The sequence below is a fragment of the Colwellia marinimaniae genome (assembly GCF_002207865.1).
Classification (GTDB): Bacteria; Pseudomonadota; Gammaproteobacteria; order Enterobacterales; family Alteromonadaceae; genus Colwellia; species Colwellia marinimaniae.
In genome coordinates, this window is the sequence record NZ_BDQM01000006.1 from 1 (window position 1) to 22,396 (window position 22,396).

Sequence of the window (22,396 nt, forward strand, 5' to 3'; positions counted from 1 at the left end):
GTGTTAAGCCTGCCGCCAGCGTTCAATCTGAGCCATGATCAAACTCTTCAATTAAAAATCGTTTGTGTAACCTCATCACAAGTGATGTGTTACTGCTCAATGAATTCTGTCGTTCCTTTTAAAAGTACTGCGCGAACAAGTTCCCGCCTACAAGTAAAAGAAGCATTACATAGTCGCTACCTATCTCGCTAGAAATAAGTAACTTATATTTATTTGCATGAACATCATTCATTAAGCGTTTTTGTTCTCCCCGAAAGGAAAACTATGTAAAACAACATTAATGTGAGTGTCCACACAAATTGCATGATAACTAATTGTTAAAGAAATAAGCAGTAATCGCATTCGTTACTCGCTTTAACTCCTTGCTAACGTTGCCGTTTGCCCGAAGCAGGATGCGTATAATACGCTTCCGAGTTTTGATGTCAACGTTTTATTTAAATTAATTTTTCAGCTTAACTTTTAAAACGTTAAGTTAACTTATTTACCTTAAAAGGAAGTAGATAACTTATCAAAACAGTTCTTTAGGATACCCCTTGGAACTGGATGCGCATTTTAGACATTTTTATAATTAGGTCAACCCTTTTTTGGTTAAAAACGTATAAATATTTCCCTTGCTCTATTTTCACACAGCCCTTGTGTGAGTTTACCTCGATACGTTCATTAGTTAGTCGTATTTATTGTTTTTCATTTCAATTGCTTATTTTATCTTTATAGATTTTTTCAATACAAAGCTGCTCTAATACTGGTTTTATTGACTGTCTATGTTATTTTTACCACCACTTGCCATTAAATTAAATTGCAGCTGTGCAAAAGGTTCTATATGAGTATAACTAACGTACGTCCTTATAAAGGTATTTACCCCTCCCTTGGTTCGGATATCTATATCGATAACTCAGCCGTTTTAGTTGGAGACATTACCTTATCAGATGATGTCAGTATTTGGCCGCTCGTTGCCGCCCGAGGAGATGTTAATACCATAACCATTGGTGCTCGTACAAATATACAAGACGGTAGTGTTTTACACGTCACCCGTAAAAGTTCGAGTAATCCACAAGGAAATCCATTAATTATTGGCGACGACGTCACTGTAGGTCATAAATGTATGCTACACGGCTGTCAGCTTGGCAACCGCATATTAGTTGGTATGGGTGCGATAATTATGGATGGTGTAATTGTCGAGGATGATGTTTTTATTGGCGCCGGCAGTTTAGTGCCACCAAATAAAACACTGGTAAGCGGTTATTTATATGTTGGTAACCCAGTAAAACAAGTTAGGCCATTAAAAGAAAGTGAAGCCGCTTTCCTTAAACAGTCAGCGATAAACTATGTCGAATTAAAAAATGACTACCTCAGTGAATGATCCCCTTTATGGCGATAATAATTAACGCATTTGTATGTGAATACTATCTCCCTCTGGCTCGTTTTTTTCGAGCCAGAGTTCAACTATTTCTTCTAAGTCGAACTTAGTACAGTTATCTATCTTTGCAAGGCTCTTTAACTGCATTGAATGAAAGTAAATAGTCATCACTTGCGCCGAGAGTAGCGCGGTAAAACACCAAGCGTCTTGTTCGTCATCAAATACTAAGTCATCATTAAACAAAATGGCTTGATTCATATTTATTCCTATTTTATTTAAGAGCGGCTCTTAATTTTTTAATTACTGGTTGCACTTGGGGAGTTACCCCTCGCCAAATAGCAAAGCTTACCGCAGCTTGTCCAACTAACATACCTAAACCATCAATAACGTCTACCGCTCCTTGCTCTCTTGCCCATTGAAGAAATTGCGTTTCATTTTTCCCGTATGCCATGTCATAACAAACCACTTTACTGTTTATTATGCTAGTAGGTATTGGTGGTAAATCTCCAGCTAAACTTGCAGATGTGGCATTAATTATCAGGTCAAACTCTTGACCTGTGGTCTCAGCAAAGCTACAAGCACTTAGTCGTTCATCGTTAAAATGCTGACAAAGATCTTTTGCTTTACTTACCGTTCTATTAGCAATAACAATAGCGCTAGGACCTTGCGCCAATAGCGGCAATAAGACTCCTCTGGCTGCGCCACCAGCACCCAAGAGCAAAATTCTCCTTTGCTTTAACAGCACTTTATTAATAATTAGGTCTTGAACTAAGCCTTCACCATCGGTGTTATCACCGAGTATCTTGCCTTCTTTAAAAGTTAGGGTGTTAACTGCACCAGCTAATGATGCACGTTCGGTGAGCTCATCGGCTAATGCCAGTGCTTGTTCTTTAAAAGGTGCGGTTACGTTTGCGCCTTTTCCGCCTTGATCAATAAGATCGGCAACCGCATTAGCGAAACCATCGATATCAACTAGCTGTTTTTGGTAATTAATTATTTGTTGGCTCTTACTGGCAAATATATGATGAATATCTGGTGAACGTGATTGCTTAATTGGATTGCCAAAAACGCGATATTGATCTGGAATTGGTTGTGTCATAGCGATAGGAAGAAGTTAACGAATGGCGACAGCCTAACTGAATCAACAATTAATGAAAACAAAAAAGCAGTAACACTTTCGAATAAGTTACTGCTTTTTATTTTGATGCTAAAAGAAACCTTTAGAATTTTCCGCAAGCATAATTGAATATGCCATAGGAACATGCTCAATACCTACGCTGCAGTTATGTTCTAATCACCTTGCCGGTCAGAGCATGCATTATTTTTGATGGTGAGCTATGGCCTAACGTTACTCCCTCAATAATAAAATCTACTTGCTTAGATAATACCGGATCTAATGTTTGCCATGTTTTAGCTGGCTCTTGCCCAGATAAGTTAGCACTGGTCGATACTATGGGTTTATTGGTTTGTTTACACAGAGCAACAACGTCAGGTTGACTGGTAATCCTTACCGCAATGGTGTCAAACTTACCCGATAATAACGGTGAAATATTACTATTTTTAGGAACAAGTTGCGTAATGCCATCTGGCCATCTCGATAACATAGTAAAACGCTTATCTTGCGGAATTTTACTGTCATCGATATAAGGCAGTAATTGCGAGTAATTTCCGGCCAGTAAAATGAGTCCTTTCTCAGCCGACCTCTGCTTTAGCGCTAACAAGTGTTTAAGTGACTCTTCGTTGTCTGGATCACAACCGAGACCAAACACCGCTTCGGTAGGATAAGCGATAATGCCACCATTGTTGAAAGCATCAACTACATTTTCTTCGTTCACAAATCACCCTTCTATTAATAACTACATCCATGACAATATTACCAAACCCCCATCACAAATATCTAGTGATGGATTAATTTATCGATAAAAAAGTTCTCCATTCCGTATTGCGCTAAACAAGGTTATAATTACAGCTCTATTTTTACTTTCTTCGTAAACGAAGAACACTATATTCTTTTAAAGGGCATAAATTCATGACAGTGGGTATCATCATGGGGTCAAAATCAGATTGGCCAACAATGCAACATACAGCAGAAATGCTTGATTCTTTGGGTGTAAAATACGAAACAAAAGTAATTTCAGCACATCGCACCCCGCACTTACTTGCCGAATATGCTGAAAGTGCAAAAGATAGAGGCATTAAAGTCATTGTGGCTGGTGCTGGTGGTGCCGCTCACCTACCAGGTATGGCTGCAGCTTATACCTCTTTACCTGTTTTGGGTGTACCTGTGCAATCTAAAGCACTTAACGGACAGGACTCATTATTATCTATTGTACAAATGCCAAAAGGTATCGCAGTAGGAACATTAGCTATAGGTAATGCCGGTGCTGCTAACGCCGGTTTACTTGCGGCACAGATTATCGGCACTCATAATGCTGAGATCCAAGAAAACATCGAACAGTTTCGTAAAAAACAGACCGAAACCATACTTGCTAACCCAAATCCGGCAGAATAAACACAGCATGATGAAAAAAGTTCTCGTACTTGGCGCAGGCCAATTAGCTCGAATGATGCAATTAGCGGGCACACCTTTAAACTTGGATGTCAAAGCACTCGATGTATCAAGTAATAAGGTGGTTCACCCTATAACTCCTGAACACATATATGGCGATTTAGCAGCTGGCATTATTCATGCTGATGTTATTACCGCCGAGTTTGAACATGTAGCTCATGACATACTTGACCAGTGTCAGCAATCAGGAAAACTTTTTCCAAAAAGTGAAGCTATTAAGATTGGCGGTGATAGACGGTTAGAAAAAGCATTGCTTGAATCTTGTAATACTGCCAATGCCAAACATTATTTTGTTAATTCAAAAGAAGACTTTGACAAGGCAATTAGTTACTTATCTTTACCTATTATCTTTAAAACAGCACTTGAAGGATATGATGGCAAAGGCCAATGGCGATTAAAAGTAGCTGCTGATGCCGAAGCAATTTGGCAAGAAATGGCTGATTTCCTTAACGCTTCGACCACAACAGTAAAGCAGGGCATTGTTGCTGAACAAATGGTGCCTTTTGATCGCGAAATTTCTCTTGTTGGTGTACGCCGAGTCAATGGTGATGTTGCAGTATATCCTCTGACTGAAAATCACCATACCAATGGTATTTTAACGGTATCCGTTGCCGCTCCTATTAATACTAAACTACAAGAGCAAGCTGGTACTGTATTTAAAGCGCTATCTGATAAACTCAACTATGTTGGTGTTATGGCCATTGAATTTTTCCAAGTCGGTAATCAGCTCTTGGTCAATGAAATTGCACCCAGAGTCCATAATTCAGGTCATTGGACCCAGCAAGGTGCTGACACCTGTCAGTTTGAAAATCACTTAAGAGCAATCTGTGATTTGCCTTTAGGTAGTACAGCGCTTGTTCGCCCAACAGCGATGGTCAACATTATTGGTGAAGATACTATCCCTGATGAAGTGCTTGCTATAGCAAGTGTATCTGTTCATTGGTACAACAAAGGTAAACGTGCAGGTCGTAAGATGGGCCATATTAATGTTAGCGGTGAGCATGAATTACAACTTGCTCAGCGTTTACAAAGTTTAGCTGATATCCTTTGCCCTAAAGCATTCCCTGATCTTAACGATTTCGCAAAAAACTATTTAGACAAACAAAATAAATAAGTAATGCCATCAATAAAAAAGACGCCTATTCACATAGTGAAAGGCGTCTTTTTTTATAGAGGATACTTTGTCATGCCTTCTGCATATGAGAGCATTTTTTATCTGCACACTGGTATTTAAGCCCAGCGGCCATATTTCTTTTTAATAGTAACGGAAATTGACACTTTTCGCACTGCCCCCCCATAGGTTCATGGTTCACAACAAACTTACATTTTGGATAAGCATCACAGGAGTAAAATTTTTTGCCAAAGCGACTGGTCTTTTCTTGCAATGAGCCGCTTTTACAGCTTGGACATGCCACATTATCTAAGGTTTCTTGCACCTCATGCTCGATATGATGACATGCAGGGAAGTTACTACAACCAATAAACATACCGTATCGACCTTGTTTCACCGCTAACTCATGTGAGCACAATGGACATTCACTACCCGATAGTATCTTATCTTCAACACGTTCATGTTCTACTACTGCGCGGGTATATTGACAATTAGGGTAATTGACACAGCCTAAAAAGGCGCCTGATTTACCACGTTTAATAGCCAATTCAGCACCACATTCAGGACACACTTGCTGCGCTTTATCTAAAGCATGTTCGTGATGAGTAAAGAGAGCTTTATCAGATTCAGACATTATTGAAATTGCGGGTAAAACAAGTGTGGCACTATTATGCCACAAAAATTGACTAAACCCTATGCTAAGCAACTGCTGACTATATAATGCGCTACTACTTATTACTCGGCTTGGGAGGTATTATTAGTGTAATGGACCTTCTTGTTCTTCAAAGATTAAATCTTCTAATTGGGAGTAAGCCGACTCTTTGCCTGGTACATTAAATAACACCATAAGAATTACCCATTTAAGATCATCCATAGAGAAATATTTTGTATCAAGCTCCATCACCCTATCAATTACCATTTCACGCGTAGTAAAATCAAGTACATTCACTTGCTCTAAAAACAAAATAAAACCGCGGCTAGGTGTATCAAGCAACAGCATTTCTTCGCTGGTATAAATACGTACCGACTTACTACCCTCACGGGTTAGATAAGGATAAGCCTCTGTGTCTTGTAACGCGGTAAGTTTTTCTAACCAATTTAATGCTTTATATATTTCATCCTGATGAAAGCCCGCTCGTGTTAACTCATCGGTTAACAGCTCATGATCCACCATGGCTTCTGCTTCATTTTGGATATAGGTTTCAAAAAGATACATTAAGATATCGAACATAATTAGCCCCTTATATACTTTATTGCGTTCTAATGTAGCCACCTGGTACCGCAGTTACCAGACCACTTAGCTCAAGCATTGTTAATCGAGTTAACACTTCCTCTACGGGAAGTTCGCTTCGTAAAACCACTTTATCAACGGGAGTAATTTCAAATCCCACACTAGCCAACAATGCATCGTTACACAAGTCTTTTTGTTTTATTTCCGTGACTCCTTTGTTAGTGCCTTGTTTAACAGGCTTTAATGGCTGTGCATCACTCTTTAAGTGTAGCCTAGCTTTATCGGCAAAAGCGAACTCATCTATTATATCGGCACAATGCTCTACTAGTTTAGCGCCTTGTTTAATTAACCAATGGCAACCTTTTGCGTGCGGATTTTTAATAGAATTTGGTATAGCAAAAACGTCTCTGTTTTGCTCTAGTGCACAACGCGCGGTAATCAAAGAGCCACTTTTCAATTCAGCCTCTACCACTAAAACGCCTAAGCTCAAGCCACTAATAAGTCGGTTTCTTTTGGGGAAGTGCCCGGCTCTCGCTGGTGTACCAGGAATAAACTCACTAATAATAGCTCCACCAGAGTTAATTATTTGTGCCGCTAAAGTACGGTGTCTTGCGGGGTATACTTGATCTAAGCCAGTAGCAACTACCGCTATAGTACCGGTTGACTCACTAAGGGCGCCACGATGAGCCGCAGCATCAATACCAAGTGCTAAGCCACTAGTAATAACAAGGTTTTTTTTGGCCAGTTGTTGGCATAATGAAAAGGCGGTATCTCTACCTCCTGCGCTAGCTGAACGACTACCTACTACAGCTAACTGTGGCGCATTGAGTAATAGAGGATTACCCTGAATAAATATCAGTAAAGGTGGATCATAAATTTGCTTTAATATTTGTGGGTAACAAACATCATCAAAGCAAATAATATCACTATGACATGCTTTACTGGCTAGCATAATTTTCGCTATTTGTTGCCAGTTCGGCTGGTAAAAAGCGTGCAGTTGTTTAACACTTAAACCATTGGCTGAGGTAAGCACCGATGACTTATCGTTAAATGAAAAAAGCGCGGTTAAACCAAAGGTTTCAACCAGCGCTATTTTTTGGTGAATGGCTAACCGAGGAACAAGCTTTAAAGCTAACCAATATTCAATATTATTTTTACTGCTATTGCTCATTACTTGTCTTCTCCCTAAGAGCAAGTGCTAGGTTTACTTTCCTTTTAGATAAAAAATAAAACCTTTAACAGCTGGCTAGTCTGGTGCCGTAATCAAATCACTGATTCTGGCAGGTTTATCCGTATGAAGAATCAGTGCCATACTTGCTTTTTGATAAACTTTAAAGACCATTAACTCACCTAATGTCTCTGCTGGCATATTATAATCACCGCCAGTAATTTGGTGCCAAAGTGATGTTTCGGCCACATAAGCGGGGCCATCACCGGTATCAACTACTGCTGGACTGATGCGTTTTATGGCCATAACATCACCTACGGTCACATCATGTTCAAGACCACGGTTAATCATAACAACTTCCAACTTGGCAAATTCACGGCCATTACTACTCGCTTTAACAATTGCACCGCGAAGCGACTCCTTAGCAGCTTTCATTGAAAAAACTGCGGGCAATAATTGCCCGTCATTAACCGGTACGACATAGTTACCGACATGAATTTCTCTTTTTGCCGAGCCCACATTCAGAGTAGATGGTACATCGTTGTCAATATCACCACGCCTCAATACCTGCCCTGTGCCGACTAAGTTGACATAAAAGCCTAATGAGTCGTCTGTTTCAGGATCAAAAATCTCCTGCCCTTTATCATAAATTGCATAACTTTGTGCCACATCTAGATCCGCATTAACATACACTTTAAAATCTTTGGTCGACATTCTATAACCTTCATCACTACCTATAATATAAGGTAAGGCTGCTAGCTCATCTTCGGTAAATAAGTGCTCGTACCTAAGGAAAGGTGCAATAACCTCAAGGGGTAATAAGGTAATAGCCGAGTCTTTTTTCTTCTTTTGACGAATCTTAGGCGACCATTTATAACTAGGTTTTGCCGGCTCTATCACTAACATTGGCTCACCGTATTCATCAAAGACCAGCTTTAAAATATCACCGGGGTAAATTAAATGTGGGTTATTAATTTCTGGATTTAAACGCCATAATTTAGGCCATAACCAAGGTTGCTCAAGAAATAAAGCTGATATATCCCATAACGTATCACCTTTCACTACCACATGAGTTTTAGGTGCGTCATCATTAAGTTTTATTTGCTCAGCAAGTGCAATCAATGGACAAGACATTAAAGATAGCGAGAGTATTATTTTTTTAAGCATGGTGCTCATTCCTTTTACGTGCTTACTGCTGTAACGCACTATAATGATTAGTTATATCGAGTGACTTTAAAATGCAGGTTTCAGTTACAGTTACTTGAGTATATAATTAAAACATAACATTCTAGATGAATTATCGCTAATTCTTTTAACAAAATATGACTATTCTAACTGTTTTACGTTTTCCTGATCCGCGTTTAAGAACAAAAGCGCAGCCGATTACTGATGTTACTAGTGCAACAGCAACAATTATAGACGATATGCTGGCAACTATGTACGAAGAGAAAGGCATAGGTCTTGCCGCTACACAAGTCGATATTCATCAACGTATCGTTGTAATGGATACCTCTGAAGATAGCAATCAGCCTATGGTACTTATCAACCCTGAAATTATTGCTAGCAGTGATGAAAAGTCGATTAATGAAGAAGGCTGTTTATCCGTACCCGGAACTTATGCCAAAGTAAATCGCCATGATACTTGCACGGTAACAGCACTTGACCGCCAGGGTAAAGAATTCACTTTAAGCGCCACCGGCTTACAAAGCATTTGTATTCAACATGAGATTGACCATTTAAATGGCATTTTATTTGTTGATTATTTATCGCCATTAAAGCGCCAACGAATTCAAAAGAAACTTGAAAAAGAAGCTCGTTTAGATAAATAGCAACCACTAAGTAAGTAATTATTTACCATTATAGGATACTCCCTTGGCTCCCCCATTAAATATCATTTTTGCTGGCACTCCTGACTTTGCCGCTAAACATTTAGCGGCATTAATTAACTCTGAACATAATGTAGTTGCTGTTTATTGTCCGCCAGATAAACCCGCAGGTCGTGGTAAAAAGCTAACCGCTTGTGCGACCAAATTGCTAGCGCTAGAACACAACATTATTGTTGAACAACCGATAAACTTTAAAAGTGACGAAGACCAACAAAAATTGGCTCAATATGACGCTGATATTATGGTGGTGGTTGCTTATGGTCTGATTTTACCTGAAGTCATTTTAAACTCGCCACGGTTAGGCTGTATAAATGTCCATGGCTCAATTTTGCCTAAATGGCGTGGTGCAGCGCCAATTCAACGTTCACTTGAAGCGGGAGATAAGAAAACAGGTGTCACCATAATGCAAATGGATAAAGGTCTCGATACTGGCGATATGATATTAACGGCTGAATGTGCCATTGAAAATACCGATACTAGTGCCAGCCTTTATGAAAAACTTGCCGATTTGGGGCCAGCGGCTTTGCTAGAAACACTGGCACTGATGGCGCAAACTAATTATCAAGCAATGGAGCACAATATTGCCCAAGATAATACACTAGCCACTTACGCGCATAAACTAGACAAAGCAGAAGCTGAGCTTAATTGGCAACTCAGTGCAAACGAACTGCATAGAAAGATCCGTGCATATATCCCCTGGCCTGTCTCTCAATTCACCTTCACTGAATTAGAGTCGGAATCAGAAAGTAAGCAACATAGATTACGGGTATGGCAAGCATCCGTTCAAGAATATCAAGGCAGTGCGGCTCCAGGCACCATAATAAAAGTAGATAAACAAGGTATAGAAGTAGCAACAGGCGACGGTTCATTACGCTTAGAAATAATGCAATTGCCCGGTAAAAAAGCCTTACCTGTGCAAGATATTCTTAATGGTCGCAGCGATTGGTTCACTGTTGGCAGCCCTATAAATAAGCTTGGTTAAGAGAAATTATGACAATTAATATTAGAGCCCTGGCAGCAAAATGTTGTTACGCCGTTATAGATAAAGGGCGAAGCTTAAGTGATGAACTGCCTAAACAGCAAGATAAGTTGCTTGGTAAAGATAAGGGCTTGCTGCAAGAAATTTGTTATGGCGTACTGCGCTACCTACCAGAATTAGAAAACGATGTCCGTCATTTAATGCAGAAACCGCTAAAGGGCAAACAAAGAGTCTTTCACTTTTTACTGTTAGTAGGTGTTTATCAAATAAGATATATGCGTATACCTGATCATGCTGCGGTTAGTGAAACGGTATCGGCAACAAGTACGTTAAAAAACCGCCATATGAAAGCATTAGTTAATGCTGTACTGAGGGGATTTCTTCGTACACAAGAGGCGGCAAGTAAACTAGAAAATAAAACAGATAAAAACCTACCTGACTCGATAAAATATAATCACCCTAGCTGGTTTATTAAAAAAATACAGCAAAGCTACCCTGAACAATGGCAAGGCATACTCGATGCTAACCAGCAAAGACCACCAATGTGGTTACGTACCAACCAACAACACCATACTAGTGAACAGTATCAAGCGTTACTTATTGCAGCAGAGATAGACATAGCTAATATTGAAGTCAATTCTCAAGCCATTGCCCTTGCTCACCCCATCGATGTCGCTAAATTACCTGGCTTTGAACAAGGCTGGGTTTCAGTACAAGATGGTGCAGCACAGCAAGCGGCACGTTTATTAGACTGCCAACCAAATGATGTGGTATTGGATTGTTGTGCCGCCCCTGGTGGAAAAACTTGCCATATTATTGAGCTAACACCTGATATTGCCTCGATGACTGCAATAGATATTGAAGAAGGTCGCCTGACTCGGGTTCATGAAAATTTGGCTCGCTTAGGTCTCACAGCAAAGGTTATTACTGCTGATGCCGCCAGTAAAGATTGGTGGTCAGGTGAACTATTTGATCGAATTTTACTGGATGCCCCTTGTTCAGGTACTGGCGTTATTCGCCGTCACCCTGATATAAAGTGGTTACGTAAAGCCGACGACATTGATAAGTTAGTGATATTGCAGCAGCAGATTCTTGATAATATTTGGTCTTTACTCAAACCGGGCGGTACCTTGCTTTATGCTACCTGTAGTGTTTTACCCGAAGAAAACTGCCAACAGATTGCTCGTTTTGTGGAACAAAACCAAGATGCACAATTAATTGCCATTACTGGTAATAACCTTGATACTGATGAAAATTCTATCGGTTGGCAATTATTACCCGATGCTAAAAATATGGACGGCTTTTATTACGCCAAACTGTTAAAACTCAAATAATTAATCCTATTGGTATAACATTAAGCAGAAACTAACACATGAAAATAATCATAGTAGGTGCTGGGCAAGTTGGCGGCACCTTAGCTGAAAACCTTGTTGGCGAGAATAATGAAATATGTATTGTTGATATTGACGGTGAAAAATTGCGCGAGCTACAAGATAAAATGGATTTGAAAGTTGTTATTGGTCAAGGTTGCCATCCAGATGTATTAAAAGAAGCGGGTGGTGAAGATGCTGATATGGTGATAGCAGTTACCAATGACGATGCCACCAATATGATCACTTGCCAAATATGCTCCTCATTATTTAACACGCCGAAAAAAATTGCCCGTATCCGCTCTAATCAAATATTAAAATATGCTGAACAACTTTTTCATAAAAAACACATACCTGTTGACCATATCATTGCCCCTGAACAATTAGTGACCCGAGATATAGCTCGACTAATTGATTACCCAGGCGCGCTGCAAGTATTAGAGTTTGCTAGTGGCAAAGTAAGTCTAGTCGCGGTAAAAGCCTACTACGGTGGTCTACTCGTTGGCCATGCGCTGTCAGCGTTAAAAGATCATATTCCTAATGTGGATACTCGAGTCGCGGCAATTTACCGAAATGGTAAACCTATTCGTCCTCTTGGCACGACAGTAATAGAAGCAGATGATGAAGTGTTTTTTATCGCCGCCAGTATTCATATTCGTGCGGTGATGAATGAGTTACAAAAACTCGAACCTGCTTATAAACGTATAATGATTGCCGGTGGTGGTAATATCGGTGCTGGTTTAGCTCGTATTCTAGAAAAAAACCATCAAGTAAAACTTATTGAGCGCTCACAAAAACGCGCAGAGCAATTAACCTCTGAACTCAATAATACCTTAGTTTTCGTCGGAGACTCTTCAGACCAAGAGTTGCTTATGGAAGAAAATATTGACCAATTTGATCTTTTTATTGCGGTGACTAACGATGACGAAGCTAATATCATGTCATCACTGCTGGCTAAGCGACTTGGTGTTCGTAAAACCATGGTACTTATTCAACGCGATGCCTATATAGATTTAGTACATGGCAGTACTATTGATATTGCCATTTCACCACAACAAGCAACCATATCGGCCCTCTTAACTCATGTAAGACGTGGCGCCATCGATAACGTTTATAGCCTACGTGGTGGTGCTGCTGAAGCCATTGAAATTGTTGCTAAGGGTGATGAAAAATCCTCTAAAGTTGTTGGCCGTGCCATCAAAAATATTAAGCTACCACCAGGCGTTACTATCGGCGCTATTGTTCGTGGTAGTGAAGTGCTTATCGCTCACTCAAACACCTTAATACACGAAGAAGACCATGTGATTTTATTTTTAGTTAACAAACGCTATATTTATGATATAGAAAAGCTCTTTCAAGTCAGTGCTACCTATTTTTAATGCATTTTTGACCTCTTTACTTACAGCTAATCACTTATCCTTGGATTGATTAGCTGTAATAATCCCCCCTGAATACAGCAACCCAAGCCCTAATTTACAAGGATTTTTATGAAAGCTTCCCGAATATTCACAGCGATAACATTAGCGTTAACGAGTATGACCTTTAATAGCCAAGCAGAGCTTGTTGATAGTGCTCAAGACTGGCAAACGTTTGAAACGAAAAATTTTCGAGTTCATTTCACTCCTGAGTATCGCCAATGGGCTTTATCAAGTGCCAGAGAAATGGAAGTTGTCCGTCAATTAATCAAAGAGCAACAAGGTAGAGTATTAACGGAAAAGGTCGATGCTTATATTATCGATCCCTATAATGCCGCCAATGGCTTTGCCTTGCCATTAAGTCATCGACCTTATATGGCTTTATTTACCACACCGCCACAATCAGACAGCATTATTGCCAACACTACGGGTTGGCAACAGTTACTGGTATTACATGAATATGTACACCTAGTGCATTTGGCGCAAAAGAGCCGGAGTAAATGGCGCAACAACTTAGCCAATTGGTATGATATTTTTGATGCTGCACAAATTAATGGTGAACGCTGGGTCAGTGAAGGTTATGCCACCTTACTCGAATCTAAACTGACTGGTCGTGGTCGGTTATTTAACAATCAGGTTGAGGCCATCATTGAACAGTTTGCCCGCCAAGGTGCCCTACCCAGCTATAAACAACTCAATAAAGCCGATGATAGCTTTATGTCTGGTGCTATGGCTTATCTGGTCGGTGTTCGATATTTACAATGGTTAGAAGAAAAATACGGTCAAGACACCCTTGATGCTGTATGGACGCGTTGGTCAGCCGTGGAACAACGTGATTTTGAGCAAGCCTTTAAAGGCGTATTCCCTGACACTGCTCAACACCTCTATCAGCGTTTTGTTGCTGAATATACCTATAAAGCCATGCAACATGAAGCACAATTACGTGCAGACAGTAACGAAGATAATAGCTCAACATTATGGTTAGATTTATCTGGCTCTGTCGGTGAGCCGAGTTTAAGTCCACAAGGTGATTACCTCGCTATTGTTGAAACCGAAAGAACCGATGATGGTAATACCACTAAGTTACAAATCTATAAAACCAGTGAAAACACCAAAAAGATCGAAGAGTTTAACAAACAAGTTGAAGAGCTATTAGCTGATGACCCAGAAGACATTGCCGATAAAAAGCCAAGTGTTTTTAAGCGAGAAGTTGCCTACACCTTAAATCAAAGAAATGATCGTGGTATAAACAACCCTCGCTGGTTAAATAAGGATACTATTATTTATGGTGCCCGTAGTTTAGCGAGCAAAAACGACTACCACCAAGATCTATTTTCTTGGCATTTACCGAGCAATACTGTCAAACAACTGACGAAAAATGCTAACCTTCGTCGTTTTGACATTAGTAAAAATGGCCAATACCTCATTGCTGAACGCAGTCGTTTCGGCTATTCGCAATTAGTTAAAGTAAGTTTAATACCTGAATCTTTAGGTGAAATAACCGCGGAATTAACGCCACAAAGCCTAGAGCAGGTTTATGACTTTCCTCGACTTAGGCCAACACCTGATGGTTCAGCGTCGAAAAGCTTTGCTTATGTCAGTTCAAGTTTGAATAATAAATGGCAATTAAAAGTTCGCCAGTTGCATGGAAGCCAAGAACAAATAATTCCACTGCCACAGCACTATCAATTTCTGTCTTTTCCTGAATGGTCAAAAGATGGTCAATCGCTGTATTTTGTCGCCGGTTTAAATGGTGCTACTCGCTTATATGAGTATGATTTTTCCAAGAAAAAATTATCTGCAATTACCTCAGGAGAGCAAGTCATTACTTGGCCTATGGTTAACGGCGATAATAAGCTGCTACATTTAGCCATAAATGCTCAAGGACCCGATGTGTATCAGCTTGATTTAAGCAAGGCAAATAAGCAAATAATCACCAACACCACCACAAGTTCGGCTATTGGCCAAAACTTGTCCGATAACTTAAAGCTAGCCGAGGCGAGTATCGCCATCGATGAAAGCATTGGTGAACAATCGCCCTATGGCATAGGTCCGCAACAAGGCACAATAACCCTGGCTGAAAGTACTTATTCAGCGAGTAGTAGTATGCTTGAGCTAGGTTATAAGTCTGGCGATGTACTGTCTCGTTTTGATTGGCAAGTAAACGCCAGCCAAGATGTTTTTAATCATATTATTTCTGGTGCCTCGGCGGCTATACGATGGCAAGGCTGGCCGGTTAAATTATTGGCTCACAGCTACCTATTTAATTTAAAAACTGACCAACAAGGTAGTGATGCCTTAGCCTTAGGTAAAACATCTGAGAAAGGACTCTTTTTAGAAGCACTCTACCCCTATAGCGTAGCAACGCTTACGGTCGATTTATTTGCCCAAGTGCAGGCTGCAAGCTTTGAAAATAGCCAAGGTGTAGATTTTTCCAGTCACTTTTTTGCTCTAGGCATTGAGCAAAGCTGGTCGCATGACCAACAAAGCTGGGGCATATCACAAGCAGTAAATGTCCAGTTAATTACCGGTCAAGATGAGCAAGCTGAAGTTAAGGGTAATGACGGCAGTTATACCGGTAGTAATGGCTTGATTAACTTAAGTGCACATATTCATGATTATGGCTTAGGCTTTAATTACCTATGGGCGCACCGCTCAGAGGATGCTGGCGATATACTCAGTTTAGGTGGTTACTCTTCAACATTAATTCAAGAAAAAGCACACTTAAATAAGCAATTGTCGCCTGAATTAGCCTTTTATCGACAAACGGCTAATGACTATCAAGCATATCAAGCTTATATACCCTTAGGCTTTGTTGAAGTTTTTTATACTCGTCATAAAATGGCTGAACAAGCCGTTATCGATAGTTACGGTGTTAAAGGTAGTTTACATAATGACTTTGGTTTTACTGGTTTAACTAATTTAGTGATAAATTATGGCTTAGCACAGGTAAACCCAGAAAATGATAGCTCTGATACTCAAGGCTGGGTTGCCTTTAGTTACAAGTGGTAATTTATAGATAGCTCTAGCCGTACCATTCAAGCACGCTGAAACAGGTATATTGATTGGTACGGCTAAATATACAAATAATGGCTCTTATGTACGCCAGAACCCCGGTGTAAATAAAACTAACAGAGTAAATATCTCTAAACGGCCAAACAGCATTGCCATAATTAATACCCATTTACTCATATCATTAATCGATGAGAAATTAGCGGCCACCTCTCCTAGCCCTGGTCCTAGGTTATTAATACAAGCAGCAACCGCGGTGAAGGCGGTCATGTTATCCATGCCAGTGGCAAGTAGTAATAACATACAAATAACAAACACAGCGGCATAAGCAGAAAAGAAGCCCCATACTGCCTCAACTACGCGATCAGGTAAAACTTTCCGGCCGAACTTGATGCTAAAAAGGGCCCTAGGGTGAACCAGTTTATTTAACTCACGAAGACCTTGTAAATAGAGTAACACCACACGTACGACCTTCATGCCGCCGCCAGTACTACCAGCGCAACCACCAATGAAACTAGAAAAAATAAGTAACATAGGCAATAAGGTTGGCCAATCAGCAAAGGATGTTGTGGTAAACCCCGCCGTAGTACTAATTGAAACCGATTGGAATAGAGCTTGATCAAATGCATGATCAGCATCTTGGTATGTGCCGGTACTTATTAACACGGTAAAACAAATAATAAGCAGCACCACTTGGATACCAATAAAAACTTTGAATTCTGGGTCAAAGAAGTAATTTTTCAGCGATTTATTTTGTAGTGCGGCATAGTGCAAGGCAAAGTTAACCCCGGCAATAAGTAAGAAGCTGACACAAACCAGATTGATAGCAGGGCTATTAAAGTAGCCCATACTGGCATCGTGGGTAGAAAAACCGCCAATAGCAATGGTTGAAAAAGCATGACAAATGGCATCAAAACCAGACATACCGGCAAGCCAATAAGCTAACGCACACGCGATAGTTAACCCTAAATAGATGTACCACAAGTGTTTTGCGGTATCGGCAATACGAGGCGTCATTTTTGAATCTTTCACTGGGCCTGGTGTCTCAGCGCGATATAGCTGCATACCACCAATACCTAGCATAGGTAATACGGCAACAGCTAAAACAATTATACCCATACCTCCTAACCACTGTAATTGCTGGCGATACCATAAGACCGCATGAGGTAAATCGTCAATGTGATTTAAAATAGTTGCCCCGGTAGTCGTTAACCCGGAGAAAGATTCAAAGAAGGCATCGGTGACCGATAAATTGGGTTGATCTAATAACATCAACGGAATAGCAGAGAAACTGGCTAAAACTAACCAAAAGAGCACGACAATTAAAAAGCCCTCTCTGGCTTTAAGGTCTGTTTTTTCATAACGGTTAGGATACCAAGCCAATAAGCCGGTGCCAAGACACCAGAGAAAAGCCAGAATAAAAGATAAGCCGCCACCATCGCGATAGATTAATGAAATTAACGCAGGTGGCAGCATGGTCACACTCAGTAACGCAACCATCAAACCTAGAATTCGGATAATATTTTTATATTGCACGTGTTATTTTTCTTGTTCGCTTTATTGTTCGAGAGTGGTTAACTGTAATTGCCCGGATGACAAGGTGTGTAACTGATCTTGCATTAAAGCCAAATTTTGACTTGGAATGGCAAGCCTGAAAATGACTGTTTGTTGATAATCTTGAGCTATAACATGACCTTCAACTTGCTTAAGTAAATGCAAAATATCATCTACTTGGCTATATTGACATGCTAAGGTTTTGTGTACCATAGCTATTTTAATTTTTGACTGCAAAAAGCCTAAGGCTTGGCGTACACTGCCACCATATGCTCTTTGCAAACCGCCTGTGCCTAATTTAGTACCGCCAAAGTAGCGAACTACAACAGCGCAGACTTGACCTACACCACCACCTTGCAAGGCTAGTAACATAGGTTTACCCGCAGTTCCGCTCGGCTCGCCATCATCAGAAAAACCATAGCCTTGACTATCTCCGGCTGCTCTGGTTAAAAAAGCATGACAATGATGGCTAGCTTGCGGATGAAGATGCTGTAACTCTTTGAGCATAGCTTTTGCTGCCACTATATCGTCGCAGGGGCGTAAATAGCAGATAAAACGACTGCGGTTAATAATGATCTCATCTTCGACATTATTAACCGCGATAGGAAAAGACTTAGTCACAATATACTTTTACTTCTCTAAGCTTGGTTTACTTTAATTAAGTTTAGTTTAAGCCTAAATCTCTGGTCATATTCTCATTATGAGACTGATGGACAATAATATTATCTTCAATACGAATACCACCAAAACAACGCATTTCATCAACATTTTTCCAATTAACTTGGTCGGCATTAGGCGATGCTTTTAGCTCTGCCAATAATGAATCAATAAAGTATAAGCCAGGTTCAATAGTAAAGACCTGATTGGCTTCTATCAGTCGAGAGGTACGTAAAAATGGATGACTGGCGGGTGTATCTACATGAGTGCCACGTTCATCGGCCATAAAACCACCAACATCATGAACTTGTAGTCCTAAATGATGACCCAAACCATGGGGGAAGAAGGTAGAGATAATGCCAGACTCAACGGCAATATCAGCGTCAACATTGATAAAGTTAAAATCACGTAATACTTGGCCAATCGCTCTATGTGTTTCAATATGAAGATCGACATAACTGACACCAGGTTTTAATCCTGCCACGGCCTTAAGCATCAATTGATCCATACGAACAATGAGTTCGGCAAACTTATCATTTTTATAGGAATAGGTACGGGTAATGTCAGCCGCATAACCATTAAAGTTAGCGCCGGCATCGATAAGAAATGAGCGATGCGCCTGCGGGGGCACTTTATCCAAAGACATATAGTGTAAAATTGAACAGTTTTTATTTAACGCGACAATATTACCGTATGGGGTATCGTTAGTACCATAACCGATAGACTTAAGGTAAGCCTGTTGAATATCATATTCACTATCACCTTGTAAAAAAGCGTTACGAGCCGCTTGGTGTGCCTTTACTGCCAAAGTATTAGATTGACGAAGACACTCATGCTCATATTTACTTTTATAGCCACGGTGGTAATGAATATAATTAAGCAAGGATTCAGGATTAATAGCTTCAAAACCTAAGGCTTTTGCCACTTCAATATGACTGCCAATATAGGCAAAACCCTTTTTATCATAAGGCAGTAATTTATCGACTTCACTCGCATTCGTTAAAATTTTAATATTAATATATTCCCCCCAATAACTTTCACTTAACGGGGTAATTTTATGCCAAAAATCCACTGGCTGATAATAGATTAAGGTTGGTTTATCTTCGCCATTAACCACCAACCAAGAGTTTGGCAGTTCAATTAATGGCAGCCAATATTTAAAATGAGGGTTAACTTTAAATGGGTAACAGTTATCGTCAAGAAAGGCCTTAATTTCTTGTCCAGAATGGATAACTAAACCTTCTAGGTTTTCACGGGAAAGTGCAGCTTTAGTCATCTGTTGCAATTGGGCAATATGAGCTGGGTATTGGCTAGCCAACTTAGCATTAAGTGTTGTCATATATTATGTCTCCGAAAGACGGCCATCAAGAAATTTGCCTCATGATAGCATACACCTCAAAAAGCACGCTATTGACAAAAGAAAGGCGGCGGCTAGATCTGTGCATTAAACTTGGCAATTACTCGCTGATGTCGAGGTTTTAACTAATCGCCAATATTCATATTAATAACTTGTTCAAAAACCCGACTAATCTGCCCGGGCTGGTGCTGATAAATCTCTTGATACGCTAAGACACTTTTTACATAGTTTCGTGTTTCTTTAAACGGTATGGTTTCTATCCAAATATCAGCTGGCATGGCACTGGCATTTTTTAACCATTTTTTTACTCTATAAGGTCCGGCATTATAAGATGCTGTAGCAAGTAGCTGATTACCCTTGTTTTTATCAAGTAATTTACGTAAATACCTTGTCCCTAGTTGGATATTATTCTCCGCATTGTATAGGTATTGTCGACTGACACGACCGCGTTTCAGTTGCTTGGCGGTATTAGGCATTAATTGCATCAAACCCTTCGCCCCTACCGATGAATGAGCATCGGTCATAAACGAACTTTCACGTCGAGTTATAGCAAAAGCCCAAGCAGGATTTATTTCCTGCTGTTGTGCATGTTGGGTAATTTTCTTATCAAATGCTTTTGGGAAACGTAACTCGACATCATCTAAATAGCCAACCTGAGCTAAGGTAAAAATAGCGCGATCAAACCAGCCATTTTCATTGGCTAATTTTGCCGCCACGAGTTTTTCCCGATAATTGAGTTGGCTAAGCCAATAGCGCCATTCTCTACGCGCTTCAACATAGCGTCCCAAGTAGTAAAACTCAAATGCCCGCTTCCCAGCGGGGTGCAACAATACACCTTTTTTTTCCTGGTTAGTTATTGCTAAAGGACTATGTTGTAAACTGACTGGTGTTTCTAAATAACTCGCTGCCAGAAAGCCATAGTAATGGCGTTTAGTTGCTAACTCACTCATGACATCTTGACCTCGTTCAAGTTTATCAGTAGCGATCAGTGCCCTAGCATACCAATACTGCCACTGTAACTCGGTTTTATATTTCCCCGGCATTTTGGCTAACGCTTGCAGTACTAAGTGCCAATTTTGTTGCTTCAACACCTCGATTAACTGCCATTGCATGATACTAGCATCTATATTTACTGGATCTACTTTCTCCAACCAAGCCCCTGCTTGTACGTGATTTTTACTGGCTAAAGCCACAGCAAACTTCTCTGCTATCTGTTGGTTTTGTCTGCTTGAAAAGGTGAAAGCTAGCTGCGCCTTTTTATAACTCGCCAACGCTTTATCGGCATCACGCCATACCAACCGCTTAATGCCATAAGTATAAATTTGACTCTCTTTTAGCGATTTTTTAATAAATTTATCTTGCCGTACTACGGTTGCAGGGTCACGCCTTACTTGATGCCATAACCGGCCCAAGTATTGCTGTTCTTTAGCAAGAAATCTTGTTAAATAAGGGATTAGTGTCTGTTGACCACCCTCTGCCGCCAAGACAATACGTTGCCAAACTAGTTCATTCGTTCTATAGCCCGCTTGTTGCCACTGGTCAATTAGCGGATCACAGGCTTTATCTAACGACTTACCCACTAACCATAATTTTGTCACTTGCGGTAACACCACGCTTGCTGGCATACCTGCTGTTAATGAGAATTTCAGCTTTTGACAGGTCAACGCCGTATTACTAGATTTTTTATAAAATTCGAGAAAGAGTGTGCCGTTATTTTTTTTTGCTAAGTACTTTAACCACGCCTTTCTCAGTGGCCAATCTAATGGTGAGTGCCGATATTTTTCTAAAAAAACCGAAATTTCACCTGCCGATGATAACTGCATCGTTGCCATTAAACGACCTTGCTCTAAATAGGGCTGTAATGGGTAGTAATACAGTTGGTTATAGAGACTTTTATACTGCTCAGAATAGCTTATTGCTAATAGTTTCTCAGCCTTTAAAAATTTTTTTTGCTGGTCGACATCTGTCATTATCTGCAAACTTTCATTGGCTTTTGACAGATTTATTGAGGCAAAGATACAAACTGACCATAATATAAATTTAAGTATGTTTTTCACTGGTACCTCGACGTAGCTATATAGATTTAGACTGAAATTGTGCATCGTTTGTCTAACTAATGACAATAGTTTGAGTATAGCTGAAGCTGTTTTTTAAAGCTGAAATTGCTTTATTTCTTATGTTGAATTGTTTTAATAGGGTATAATTATTATTTAACTCACTCTGTAAATACCCGTTTATGCTTACTACTATTTTTCAACAAACAGATCATATGCTTGACGCTATAGGATTGCGCTGTCCCGAGCCCGTGATGATGGTTCGTATGAATATTCGAAAAATCGCCAGCGGTGAGACCTTATTAATTAAATGTGATGACCCTTCTACCGCTAGAGATATTCCAAGCTTTTGTCGCTTTATGGAGCATGAGCTTCTGGCTAAGCAAACAGAAAAACTACCCTATCTGTATGTGATAAAAAAAAGTTAACCCTGACGCAGTGTTTTTCTTAGCAAGTTGTAAGTAACCTGAACTCTGGATAAGCAGCACTTGCTCAATATTCCCCTTTATCTGATTATCAGCGTTAAAACGTCGATAAATAACTCGTTATTCATAAACGTTATGCCTTGATAATCGAATAAATTGAAACATTGATAACATATATCGCGACTGATTTTGTAAATGTTATTCTTAATAATCGTAAATTGTTGTTTTTACTAAACCATCAAGCACTCATT

20 protein-coding genes are annotated in these 22,396 nt (G+C 40.0%); 9 read left to right on the plus strand and 11 right to left on the minus strand.

The window, feature by feature from the left end; genetic code table 11:
* The first annotated feature begins 820 nt into the window (after positions 1-820).
* On the plus strand, positions 821-1,360 hold the full coding sequence (locus MTCD1_RS05295) for a gamma carbonic anhydrase family protein (protein WP_057183587.1): 540 nt from the start codon (positions 821-823) through the stop codon (positions 1,358-1,360).
* Between the two features lie 21 nt (positions 1,361-1,381).
* Here MTCD1_RS05295 and MTCD1_RS05300 read toward each other — a convergent pair whose 3' ends face one another.
* From MTCD1_RS05300 to tsaC, 3 genes are all read right to left on the minus strand, one after another.
* Positions 1,382-1,615 carry a hypothetical protein gene (locus MTCD1_RS05300; RefSeq protein WP_057183585.1) on the minus strand — a complete coding sequence of 78 codons (234 nt, stop codon included), beginning with the start codon at positions 1,613-1,615 and terminating at the stop codon, positions 1,382-1,384.
* A gap of 13 nt (positions 1,616-1,628) precedes the next feature.
* A complete protein-coding gene (gene aroE / locus MTCD1_RS05305) occupies positions 1,629-2,456 on the minus strand; it encodes a shikimate dehydrogenase (protein WP_057183583.1) in 828 nt (275 codons plus the stop codon).
* A gap of 184 nt (positions 2,457-2,640) precedes the next feature.
* Positions 2,641-3,192 carry an L-threonylcarbamoyladenylate synthase type 1 TsaC gene (gene tsaC / locus MTCD1_RS05310; protein WP_057183581.1) on the minus strand — a complete coding sequence of 184 codons (552 nt, stop codon included), beginning with the start codon at positions 3,190-3,192 and terminating at the stop codon, positions 2,641-2,643.
* A gap of 194 nt (positions 3,193-3,386) precedes the next feature.
* On the opposite strand from tsaC, the gene purE reads away from it, so the two are divergent.
* Together purE and MTCD1_RS05320 are read left to right on the plus strand one after the other, a co-directional pair.
* Positions 3,387-3,869: a 5-(carboxyamino)imidazole ribonucleotide mutase gene (gene purE / locus MTCD1_RS05315; protein WP_057183579.1), complete on the plus strand. Its 483-nt coding sequence runs from the start codon at positions 3,387-3,389 to the stop codon at positions 3,867-3,869.
* 10 nt (positions 3,870-3,879) lie between these two features.
* Positions 3,880-5,040 (plus strand): 5-(carboxyamino)imidazole ribonucleotide synthase, encoded by a 1,161-nt coding sequence (locus tag MTCD1_RS05320; RefSeq protein ID WP_057183577.1) that lies wholly within the window; start codon positions 3,880-3,882, stop codon positions 5,038-5,040.
* Positions 5,041-5,110: 70 nt separating this feature from the next.
* Here the strand turns inward: MTCD1_RS05320 and MTCD1_RS05325 are convergent, their stop codons facing one another.
* The 4 genes from MTCD1_RS05325 to MTCD1_RS05340 form a co-directional block, all read right to left on the minus strand.
* Positions 5,111-5,671, minus strand: coding sequence for a DNA topoisomerase family protein (locus MTCD1_RS05325; RefSeq protein WP_057183601.1), 561 nt, complete (start codon positions 5,669-5,671; stop codon positions 5,111-5,113).
* A 123-nt stretch (positions 5,672-5,794) separates the two neighbouring features.
* Positions 5,795-6,268 (minus strand): DUF494 family protein, encoded by a 474-nt coding sequence (locus MTCD1_RS05330; protein ID WP_057183575.1) that lies wholly within the window; start codon positions 6,266-6,268, stop codon positions 5,795-5,797.
* Positions 6,269-6,287: 19 nt separating this feature from the next.
* A complete protein-coding gene (gene dprA / locus MTCD1_RS05335) occupies positions 6,288-7,439 on the minus strand; it encodes a DNA-processing protein DprA (RefSeq protein ID WP_057183573.1) in 1,152 nt (383 codons plus the stop codon).
* 75 nt (positions 7,440-7,514) lie between these two features.
* Entirely contained in the window at positions 7,515-8,603 is a 1,089-nt protein-coding gene (locus MTCD1_RS05340) for a LysM peptidoglycan-binding domain-containing protein (protein ID WP_057183571.1), read from the minus strand.
* A gap of 155 nt (positions 8,604-8,758) precedes the next feature.
* Between MTCD1_RS05340 and def the strand changes: the two genes are divergently transcribed.
* The 5 genes from def (at position 8,759) to MTCD1_RS05365 (ending at position 16,098) form a co-directional block, all read left to right on the plus strand.
* Positions 8,759-9,265: a peptide deformylase gene (def, locus tag MTCD1_RS05345; protein ID WP_057183569.1), complete on the plus strand. Its 507-nt coding sequence runs from the start codon at positions 8,759-8,761 to the stop codon at positions 9,263-9,265.
* Between the two features lie 43 nt (positions 9,266-9,308).
* Positions 9,309-10,304, plus strand: a complete 996-nt coding sequence (fmt, locus tag MTCD1_RS05350) for a methionyl-tRNA formyltransferase (RefSeq protein ID WP_057183567.1) — start codon at positions 9,309-9,311, stop codon at positions 10,302-10,304.
* A gap of 8 nt (positions 10,305-10,312) precedes the next feature.
* The gene (rsmB, locus tag MTCD1_RS05355) at positions 10,313-11,635 is read left to right on the plus strand and encodes a 16S rRNA (cytosine(967)-C(5))-methyltransferase RsmB (RefSeq protein ID WP_057183565.1); all 1,323 of its coding nucleotides are present in this window, start codon (positions 10,313-10,315) and stop codon (positions 11,633-11,635) included.
* A gap of 38 nt (positions 11,636-11,673) precedes the next feature.
* Positions 11,674-13,050 carry a Trk system potassium transporter TrkA gene (trkA, locus tag MTCD1_RS05360; RefSeq protein ID WP_088568913.1) on the plus strand — a complete coding sequence of 459 codons (1,377 nt, stop codon included), beginning with the start codon at positions 11,674-11,676 and terminating at the stop codon, positions 13,048-13,050.
* Between the two features lie 108 nt (positions 13,051-13,158).
* Positions 13,159-16,098 carry a TolB family protein gene (locus tag MTCD1_RS05365; protein ID WP_057183561.1) on the plus strand — a complete coding sequence of 980 codons (2,940 nt, stop codon included), beginning with the start codon at positions 13,159-13,161 and terminating at the stop codon, positions 16,096-16,098.
* An 84-nt stretch (positions 16,099-16,182) separates the two neighbouring features.
* On the opposite strand, the gene MTCD1_RS05370 is transcribed toward MTCD1_RS05365, so the two are convergent.
* From MTCD1_RS05370 to MTCD1_RS05385, 4 genes are all read right to left on the minus strand, one after another.
* On the minus strand, positions 16,183-17,634 hold the full coding sequence (locus MTCD1_RS05370) for a TrkH family potassium uptake protein (protein ID WP_057183559.1): 1,452 nt from the start codon (positions 17,632-17,634) through the stop codon (positions 16,183-16,185).
* A gap of 21 nt (positions 17,635-17,655) precedes the next feature.
* Positions 17,656-18,273 carry a YigZ family protein gene (locus MTCD1_RS05375; RefSeq protein WP_057183556.1) on the minus strand — a complete coding sequence of 206 codons (618 nt, stop codon included), beginning with the start codon at positions 18,271-18,273 and terminating at the stop codon, positions 17,656-17,658.
* 43 nt (positions 18,274-18,316) lie between these two features.
* Entirely contained in the window at positions 18,317-19,648 is a 1,332-nt protein-coding gene (pepQ, locus tag MTCD1_RS05380) for a Xaa-Pro dipeptidase (protein WP_057183554.1), read from the minus strand.
* A 143-nt stretch (positions 19,649-19,791) separates the two neighbouring features.
* Positions 19,792-21,636: a lytic transglycosylase domain-containing protein gene (locus tag MTCD1_RS05385; RefSeq protein WP_235013360.1), complete on the minus strand. Its 1,845-nt coding sequence runs from the start codon at positions 21,634-21,636 to the stop codon at positions 19,792-19,794.
* A gap of 266 nt (positions 21,637-21,902) precedes the next feature.
* Between MTCD1_RS05385 and tusA the strand changes: the two genes are divergently transcribed.
* Positions 21,903-22,148, plus strand: a complete 246-nt coding sequence (gene tusA / locus MTCD1_RS05390) for a sulfurtransferase TusA (protein ID WP_057183550.1) — start codon at positions 21,903-21,905, stop codon at positions 22,146-22,148.
* The last annotated feature ends 248 nt before the right edge of the window (positions 22,149-22,396 follow it).